General features: G+C 29.7%; 5 protein-coding genes. All 5 read left to right on the forward strand.

All coding sequences use genetic code 11. The features are described 5' to 3' along the window. The coding region (locus tag MRZ08_RS07470) for an ABC transporter ATP-binding protein (protein WP_297381240.1) at positions 1-678 on the forward strand (678 nt) is incomplete at its 5' end. After that, complete coding sequence (locus MRZ08_RS07475) at positions 671-3,106, forward strand: ABC transporter permease (RefSeq protein ID WP_297381242.1); 2,436 nt, start codon at positions 671-673, stop codon at positions 3,104-3,106. The genes MRZ08_RS07470 and MRZ08_RS07475, both read left to right, overlap by 8 nt. Positions 3,107-3,641: 535 nt before the next feature. Continuing rightward, on the forward strand, positions 3,642-4,949 hold the full coding sequence (locus tag MRZ08_RS07480; protein ID WP_297381244.1) for a S41 family peptidase: 1,308 nt from the start codon (positions 3,642-3,644) through the stop codon (positions 4,947-4,949). Positions 4,950-5,503: 554 nt separating this feature from the next. Further along, a complete protein-coding gene (locus tag MRZ08_RS07485) occupies positions 5,504-7,474 on the forward strand; it encodes a DUF2075 domain-containing protein (RefSeq protein ID WP_297381247.1) in 1,971 nt (656 codons plus the stop codon). A gap of 105 nt (positions 7,475-7,579) precedes the next feature. Continuing rightward, a partial coding sequence (gene cas3 / locus MRZ08_RS07490) for a CRISPR-associated helicase Cas3' (protein ID WP_297381251.1) occupies positions 7,580-9,485 on the forward strand: 1,906 nt, incomplete at its 3' end.

Below are 9,485 nucleotides of genomic sequence, written 5' to 3' on the forward strand. Positions count from 1 at the left end.
GAAATTTTAAAAGTAGAAAACTTAAGAAAAGAATATGGAGAGGGAAACTCCAAGGTAATAGCTCTTGATGGAGTTGACCTATCGATAGAAAGAGGAGAATTTGTCGCCATTGTTGGACCAAGTGGTTCTGGCAAATCAACGATTTTACATATCATTGGAGGAGTGGATAGTCCAGATGATGGTAAAGTTTATATAGATGGTAACGACATATCAAAGTATTCTTCAAAGGAGCTAGCGTACTTTAGAAGAAGAAAAGTCGGACTAATTTATCAATTTTATAATTTGATTCCCAACTTAACAGTTCGTCATAACATAGAACTTCCATTAAAACTTGATAAAAGGGAAATCAATCAAGATGAATTTTCAGATATAGTAAAAAAACTTGGTATAGAAAGTAAACTTGACTCTTTTCCAAGTGAGCTTTCAGGAGGTCAGCAGCAGAGAGTTGCCATAGCGAGAAGTCTTATCTACAATCCATCTATCATATTGGCAGATGAACCGACTGGAAACTTGGATAGAAAAAATTCTAAGGAAATAATTGAAATTTTTAAATATTTTAACAAAACTTTAAAACAGACGATTATCCTAATTACCCATGACGAAGAAATAGCCTTACAAACAAATCGTATTATTACAATAGTCGATGGAAAAATTGTAGGAGATGAAAAAAATGAATAAGAAGAATTTTCCCATTTTTATTTCATTATTTATTGTAAGTCTGTTTTTCACTGTAATTTTTTATTATGGATACAGAAGTTTGAGGGCTAACTATGGTTATTACATGTCTTCAAGCTTTTATCATGGGGAGATTAAAGAAGAACTTTCAAATGAAGATGTCGAAAAGTTAAAGTCCATTGAAGATATAGATTTGGTTGGGAAAATGTCTCTTAATCCTGACAACGGAAAAATTGCTGACGATTTAGTAGTTATCAACTACCAAGACGAAGCAATCAATAAGATGAGAGAGTATTCAAGACTTATTAAGGGCAGATTTGCTGAAAAGGAAGACGAAATTGTACTATCTAAAAGCCTTATAGAGAAAAACAAACTTAAAATAGGCGACAAGCTAGAACTTGATTTGGGCAAAAGGTTTTTAGACGGTGAAGAGATAGGTGCCACAAGTGCAAATACTGGTAGAGAAAAATTTGAGAGCCAAGGTTCTAAAAGTTTTACTTTAGTCGGTGTTTACGGAGATGTCTACAATAAGTACAGTAAACTAAGTTTTGCCTTAGGGCTACAAGATAAAATGACCACCTTCAGAACCTTTGTAAAATTTCATTCATTTGAAGAAGCTTACAAAAATAGAGATAAAATACAAGCAGAAATCAATCAGACTTTGGGCAAAAAAGTTACTTTAGAATTTTCTGAAAGTCTTATAAACTATTACGGAGTAGAAAATGAACCCTTACAAAATATAATGAGCCAGGCTGTTCTTGTTCTATCAGTTCTTGGATGTATAGCTATCTTTGTGTTTTTTATAAAAAATATCTTTTGGGTTTGGGGGCTAAGGAAAATTCGAGAGCTTTCCATTTATAAGTCTATAGGATCTACCAATGGACAAATCTATCTGTTACTTCTAAAGGAAGGACTTATTATAACTGCAATTCCAATACTTTTAGGACACATTGCAGGATTTTTATTTATATATTGTTTGTATAAAAACATAACAATAGGTGAAGGAGTAAGTGCCTTTGAAGTTATAAAATTTAATCCCTTATTAAGTTTAGCAATAATTTTGGTTTCTTTTATTATTGTGGCACTAGCCATTAAATCCCCTGCGAAAAAGATTTCTAAAATAAACATTATAGACGGTATAAGAGGGAATATAGATTTTTCAAAATCAAAGAAGAAAAGAGCCAAAGATTTTTGGAAGGAATTAAAACTCAATAACTTAGCTTCAATAAAATCACAGAGATATATTTCTGCAATAGGGATAATTATAATTTCGGTATTTATAATCATCATAGGCATCTCAACATACTACAGAGATTTTTCGCATTACGATGATGGCTATAATTTTTCCGTGGATTATTTTAGTAAAGGAAATCAAGTCCCAAAAATATTAGAAGAAATTGTCGATAAAATTCCTAACGACAAGTCTTATATTTCAAAATATAAATATGTTCAAGTAGAAAATACTAACGAATTCTCAAAGGAAGCAAAGGCGGCTGGATTAGATGACGAAGCGAAAAAGAATATAGAAAAATATAAGGCAAAGGGTATGGATGGATTTATCATAGCCTTGGAAGAAAAAGACTTAAAAGAACTTGGAGGAAAGAAGGGTGAATTTGTCCTCTACAATACAATTCAAGAAGATTCTTCTATTCCAATAGCTAAGGCAAAGAGAATTCTATATTTTGAAAATCCACAGACTTTGGATATTAACTTTGAAAATGATTATAATAAGACTATTAAAATTTCAAAGACTATAACAGATTTGGGAAAATATAAGTCGAGAACAATGCCATTTGATGTAAAAGTTTATACAGATTTTGACACTTATTTTAAACTTATGGAAGAATCAGGTGATGAGAAATATACAGGATATGCCTATACTTTGAATATGAAGGTAAAAGATTCTGACAGCAAAGATGTAAAAGAATATGTAGAGGCCATGATTAGAGAACAAATTTCACCTGAAGATAGATTTAATATCACAATAGGTGAAGAAATCGCAAAAAATGAATATAAGGACGTGAAAAGTTTCATAAAATTTGCAATAGGTATTGCTTCAATCATCTTTGTATTAAATATCACCAATGGTTACTCGTCCATTAATTTAAGCCTAATGAGCAGAAAAAAAGAAATTGGTAGTCTTTACTCTTGTGGAATGGATGTAGATGAGTTAAAGAACATCTATCAAAAGGAATTTATTGGGGAGCAGGTAAAATCCTTTATAATTTCTATTATGGTGAGCTTGGTTGTAATGTTTGTAATATCATTAATCGCTCCTGATTTAAGAATGAGTACTTTAATAAAATATTATGACTACAAAAGCTTCCTAGGATTCTCACTAGTCGTCTATGGTATTAACCTAATCATCTATCATTTATCTTTAAAGAGAATATTAGATAGACCTACTATAGATTTAATTCGAACAATATAATTTCAAAGTAAGAGAAGTATATGAAGAAAAAAGTAAAAAATTATTTGTAGTTGAAATCGCAATTTTTGCTCTTTCTTACCTACTTCCAGTTGATATGTTTGAAAGCTATACCAGTATAAGACTAACTGGACTCACATAAATGTTTGTCTGCCCAATTATTGGACTAATAGCTTTAATATTCTGGCTAAAGGAAAGGGACAGATTATTATAGTGTTGAATATTCTGTTAATCTTTTTACTTCCTATAGCAATGCTTGTAGGTCATCTAATATAAGTAATGCGATTAGACCAAAAAGATAATAATTTAAACAGCTCATTGCGGGGCTGTTTTTCTTTGGTACTTAATATACAATTATTTACAAGTTATTAACTGATTTATATATTTAATTTTAGGTATTATGCAAATTTTTGGTATATTCAGTAAGACTTGTTTAAATTGTATTTCTTCATTTGTTCATGGGAGTAATTATAATATAATGGTTATGAGTAGTTATGAGGTCTATAAATAAGTCAGAATAGAGATATAAGGTGATAAAATGAAGAAACCAAGATCATTAATATATTTATTGATTATAATAGTAACCTTTTTGTATACGGATTTTATAGTTAAAAAAGATAATTCAACTGATATTGATTCTCTAAGATTAAAAAATATTCAAGAAGTTGATTTTGATTTGGGTAGCAAAGATTATATTGAGGATTTCAATTTTGTATATGAGACATTAAAAACTCATTATCCTTTTTTCGAGATTAATAAAAGGAAAAATGGAGTAGATTGGATTTCGAACAAAAAATCTTATGAAAAGTATATATCTAAATCTAAAAACGATAAAGATTTTTTTAATAGAATGAATGATATTTTATCTGATTTAAATAATGCACATACAAATTTAGTTCCAGAAACTAATGGAATCTTCATGTACATAAGCTATAAAACTATGCCACAGAATAATTGGAGATATGATATTTCTAAGATTTATGAAAAAGATAGGGTTAGAAGTAGATATAATATAAGTAACTCTACTGTAAATGAATTTATAAACTGTTATATCAATAACGATAATGGAAATCTAGATAACTCAGATTATCAAAATTTAACCACTGATATTTTAATAAGAGATAAGCTAGCCTATATAAAAATTAATTCGATGTTGGGAGAAAAAATCATAAGAGATGATAGAGAAATTTTATCAGATTTCTTAGGTATAGTAAAATCATATTCGTATCTAATTATTGATATTCGAGGAAATGGTGGTGGAGATACTAGATATTGGCAAGATTTTTTATTGCCTCAAATCATTGATGAAGAATATGAAACTACGGTATATAGTTTTATGAAGAATGGTAAACTTAATAGAAAAATAATCAAGCAAAAAGGTGTTAAAAAGAATGTAAATGAAATTTTAACTAATAGAGTGTTTAATGATGATGTAAGTTCAATAATTAAGGATTTTGAATATTATAGCAAGTCTAAAATTAAAATAAGTCCTTCTAAAGACTCTATCAGATATAAGGGAAATATTTATCTTCTGGTAGATGAAGGAGTTTATTCTTCGTCCGAAACTCTAGCATCATTTTGCAAGGAAACAAAATTAGCAAAGCTCGTCGGTACAAAAACAGGTGGAGAAGGAATAGGATTTGATCCTATGCAAATAGACCTTCCCAATACAGGATATGTTCTAAGATTTGCTAATGATTTGGGTGTTACAGAGTCAGGTTCAATAAATGAAATGGATCAAACAACTCCTGATATAATAGTAGATATCAATTATACTTACACAACAAAAGATCTAATAGATCAAGATATAATCAAAGCAGTAATTGAAGATGCAAATATTTATTAAATGGATACATTTTATAGTAATAATTACTTAAGTCGTAATGGTAAGCTATATCAATTATAAGAAATTATATTTGCTTCTATAGTACTATTTAAATTGTACTAGCCTAATATCTGATGTTTTTTGATATAGCTTAGATGCTTAATCTAATACTCTTCGTTATATGAGGGCTGTTTTATAATATAAGTATGCTGTGAATTATAATATTTTCAAATATCATATTTAGTTAATTAAGCTTGTTATATCTCCCTAATTTCGCTTTTATACAATTGTTAATACTTACTATTTTATATTATAGCGAATTATATAAAAACATTTGACAATATAAAAATGTATGATATAATCTTATCAAAATATTGAATAACATATAATATTTAATATTCGAATAATCGAAGGTGATCCTATATATTATTTGATATATAGTGTACCCGCATAAGCGGGTGTGATAAGAAACAAAGTTCATGAGTTTAAGATGAACTATTTGATTAATATTATTCTTTTATAATTAAATGATATTAAAAAATACAGATTATTGAATTTAGATTGAAGGAGCAGTCATGATTAGGAATAACCTATATTATGAAGATTATATTAATAATTTTTTAAATTCAGATAATGATTATATTTTAGGAAAAATCAGCAGTAATAATTCATCAGCAGAAACTAGGATTCAGCAAATGAATACTTGGGTCGAAGAAATTAAGATACTCAAAAGAGAACTAAATGGCCTTGATGGAAGAGTGATATTTGAATATACCATTCCTAGAATGGGAAAAAGAGTTGATAATATAATTCTACACAAAAATATTGTGTTCGTGCTTGAATTTAAGTGCGGTAGTGAAAAGTATAATAGTGCGGATTACGATCAAGTATATGATTACGCATTAGATTTAAAAAACTTTCATAAAGCAAGTTTCAACAAACTAATAGTTCCTATTTTAATTGCAACAGATGCTAATTATATAAAAAACGATTTCACAGTTAAAGATGATGTGATGGTACCTTTAAAATGTAATAGATTTGGAATTAGGGATTTAATTTTGGATGTTTCAAACAAATTTAATCTACCAACTTTTTCTTATGATGATTGGATTCATAGTGAGTACTTACCAACCCCAACAATTGTTGAGGCAGCACAAGCATTGTATACAGGTCATAATGTGGATGACATTACAAGAAATGATGCAGGTATTAAAAATATTACAATAACAACAGATTCGATAAACAAAATAATTAAACACAGTAAAAGGTATAATCGCAAATCCATATGTTTTGTAACAGGAGTTCCAGGAGCTGGTAAGACACTTGTGGGTCTTAATCTTGGGATTCAAAAAGCTGATGCAAAAAAAGGCGAACATGCTGTATTTCTATCGGGAAATTTTCCATTAGTTGAAGTTCTACAAGAAGCACTGGTTAGAGACAGAATTAAAACTATGAAAAAGTTAGGTTTAAGTGTAAGAAAATCTGATGAGAGACGAAAAACTAACTCCTTTATACAGATAATACACAAGTATAGAGACTCATTTATTAATAATGATGATGTTCCTCCAGAACATATAGTTATTTTTGATGAAGCTCAAAGATCTTGGAATCATAATAAAATAGCTAAATTTATGAAAACAAAGAAGGGCATAGCTGATTTTTCTTATAGTGAACCAGAATTTTTAATTAGTACGATGGATCGTCATAAAGACTGGGCTGTAGTCGTTTGTTTAATAGGCGGCGGACAGGAAATAAATGATGGAGAAGGTGGCCTTCCTGAGCGGTTTGATGCATTAAGGCTAAAATTTAGAGATTGGAGCGTTTATGTTTCTAGTAATTTAAAAGATGAATATTTGATAAATAATGAATGGAAGTATATGACAAAGGGATTAAATGTTAATGAAATAGATGATTTGCATCTTTCTGTTTCTCTAAGATCGTTTAGAAGCCCTGATCTGACTGAATTCATTAAATCCATATTAGATATTGATATTGAGAAGTCTAAATATTTATATAATAAAATAAAAGAAAAATATCCTATAAAGATCACAAGAGATCTTGAAATAGCTAAAGAATGGGTCAAAAATAAGTCTTTGGGATCTCAAAAATATGGTCTGTTAGCTGCTAGTGGTGCTTTAAGATTAAAGCCTGAGGGAGTGTTTGTAAAAAATGACATTAATGTTTGCAATTGGTTTTTGAATGATAAAGAAGACGTAAGATCATGTTATGCCCTTGAAGATGTAGTAACAGAATTTGATATACAGGGACTAGAAGTTGATTATTCCTTAGTTGGTTGGGATGCAGATTTTAGATTTGTTGATGGCAAATGGGAATATAAAAAGTTCCGAGGTTCTAAGTGGATAAATATATTGAAAAGTGAAGATCAGTTATATCTTAAAAACACCTATAGAGTGCTTCTAACACGTGCAAGGCAGGGGATGGTTATTTTTGTTCCAAGTGGCTGTGACGAAGATATCACTAGAAAAACTAAGTTTTATGACGGAATTTATAATTATCTGAAAACAATTGGTATAGAAGAAATATAGTCTATATCAATATTTACTTTAGTAAAATATAAGAATATGTAAGTCAACATTTAAAATTATAGTATACAAATAATTAAATTATAAATTCAAAGTAAAGAGGTGAGTATGGATTATAAATATTTACGGGCTAAGAAGAAGAGAATCGATGATTCGTTTTATTGGCTGCCATTATATATACATTTGGATGATACCGGAAAACTTATGGGACTTTTGTGGGAACATTGGCTAAGTGGTGGTGTAAGAGATTTGGTTTTTGAATCTCTTAGTGGAGAAAACGATATATCAGAAGAATATCCTAGAAATCTTGCTGAATTTCTAGGATACTTGCATGATATAGGCAAGGCGAGCGCGTCTTTTCAATATAAAAGGACATTTCCTGTAGATAAAGATCTCGATCAAGTTATATATGATAAATTAAGTTGGGGATCTTTTGATTTATCTTATAATGATTCCATTAATCCTCCAAGGCATGATGAGTTAGGCGAATATATACTTAATAAATATAAAATTAATCAAACAATATCATCAATAATAGGGGCGCATCATGGTAGACCTATTGAGGATAAATGGAATGATGATTTTATTGGAAAAGAGAAGAGTGTATATCAAACAAACGATTCAAATAGTTTAGAATACAAGGGTTGGGATGATATACATAGATTCCTTATTAATGATGCCTTAGGAAAATCTGAAATACAATCAATAGAAAATTTACTTATTTTACCTGAAAAAATACAGGTTATTTATTCAGGTCTCTTAATTATGGCTGATTGGATTGCTTCAAATGAAAATTACTTTCCTTTAATAGGAGTTGAGGACAAAGTCTTAGAAGAGAATAGACTCGAGAATGGTTTTAGCAAGTGGTTCAGTGAAAAGACTAGAGCTTGGGAGCCGCAAATTGCTGATACCAATAATATGTTCGATGAAAGATTTGGTTTTGAGCCAAGAAGTGAACAAAAAGTATTGGGAGATTTAGTTAAGACTATTGATCAACCGGGAATATTAATCTATGAAGCTGCAACAGGGTCGGGAAAGACAGAAGCTTCTTTATTAGCAGCAGAGATTTTAGCAAAGAAAAGCGGAAGAAACTCATTGTTTTTTGCTCTTCCAAGTCAAGCTACCTCAAATAGTATATTTTCCAGAGTTAAAAAATGGTTAAAGAATTTATACCAAGAAGATAAGGAAGGAAAATCTATTCGATTAATCCATGGCAAGGCTTCCTATAATGATGAGTTTTCATCATTAAGACCAACAAAAACTGTTTATGAAGATGATGCTGGTGGGGTTAGTGTCAATACATACTTTGCTGGGAATAAACTTTCGATTCTTGACGATTTTACAGTAGGAACTATAGATCAACTTCTACTTATGTCCTTAAAGCAAAAGCATCTTATGCTTAGACATCTTGGATTTTCAAATAAGGTTGTTATTATCGATGAAGTGCACGCCTATGATACCTATATGAATGTATTTTTAGATGAAACAATCAAATGGCTTGCTGCTTACAATGTTCCTGTTATAATTTTATCAGCGACTCTACCAACACAGAGAAGAAATCAATTGATTAAGTCTTATGTGATTGGACAAGGTAAATCTTATAAAAGAATGCAAAAACCTGAAGAATATGAAATAGAGAAAAACTATCCTCTTCTAAGCTATACGAGCGAAGAGGGGATTCATCAGTTCAAAGATTTTGTTAAAAATAAATCTAAAAAATATGATATAATAAAATTAAGTAAAGATACGAGCGATGACATAGTTAAGTTAATAAAAAAAGAGGCCTGTGATGGAGGTATCTTTGGAATAATCGTAAATACTGTCAGAAAATGTCAAGATTTGGCAAAAAAATTGATTGAGGAATTTGGAGAGGATAAGGTAGAGGTCTTGCATTCTTCTTTTATATCTAATGAAAAAATACAAAAAGAAGAAAAATTACTAAATACTATAGGAAAAAATGCTAAAAGACCAAAGTTTAAAATAATTATAGGAACCCAGGTCATTGAGCAATCAT

The sequence above is a fragment of the Anaerococcus sp. genome, from assembly GCF_022770135.1.
In the GTDB taxonomy this organism is placed as follows: domain Bacteria; phylum Bacillota; class Clostridia; order Tissierellales; family Peptoniphilaceae; genus Anaerococcus.

Bases quoted from the DNA above. Each gene is read 5' to 3' on its own strand.
- MRZ08_RS07475 (WP_297381242.1), top strand. From the start codon at position 671: ATGAATAAGAAGAATTTTCCCATTTTTATTTCATTATTTATTGTAAGT.
- MRZ08_RS07480 (WP_297381244.1), top strand. From the start codon at position 3,642: ATGAAGAAACCAAGATCATTAATATATTTATTGATTATAATAGTAACC.
- MRZ08_RS07485 (WP_297381247.1), top strand. From the start codon at position 5,504: ATGATTAGGAATAACCTATATTATGAAGATTATATTAATAATTTTTTA.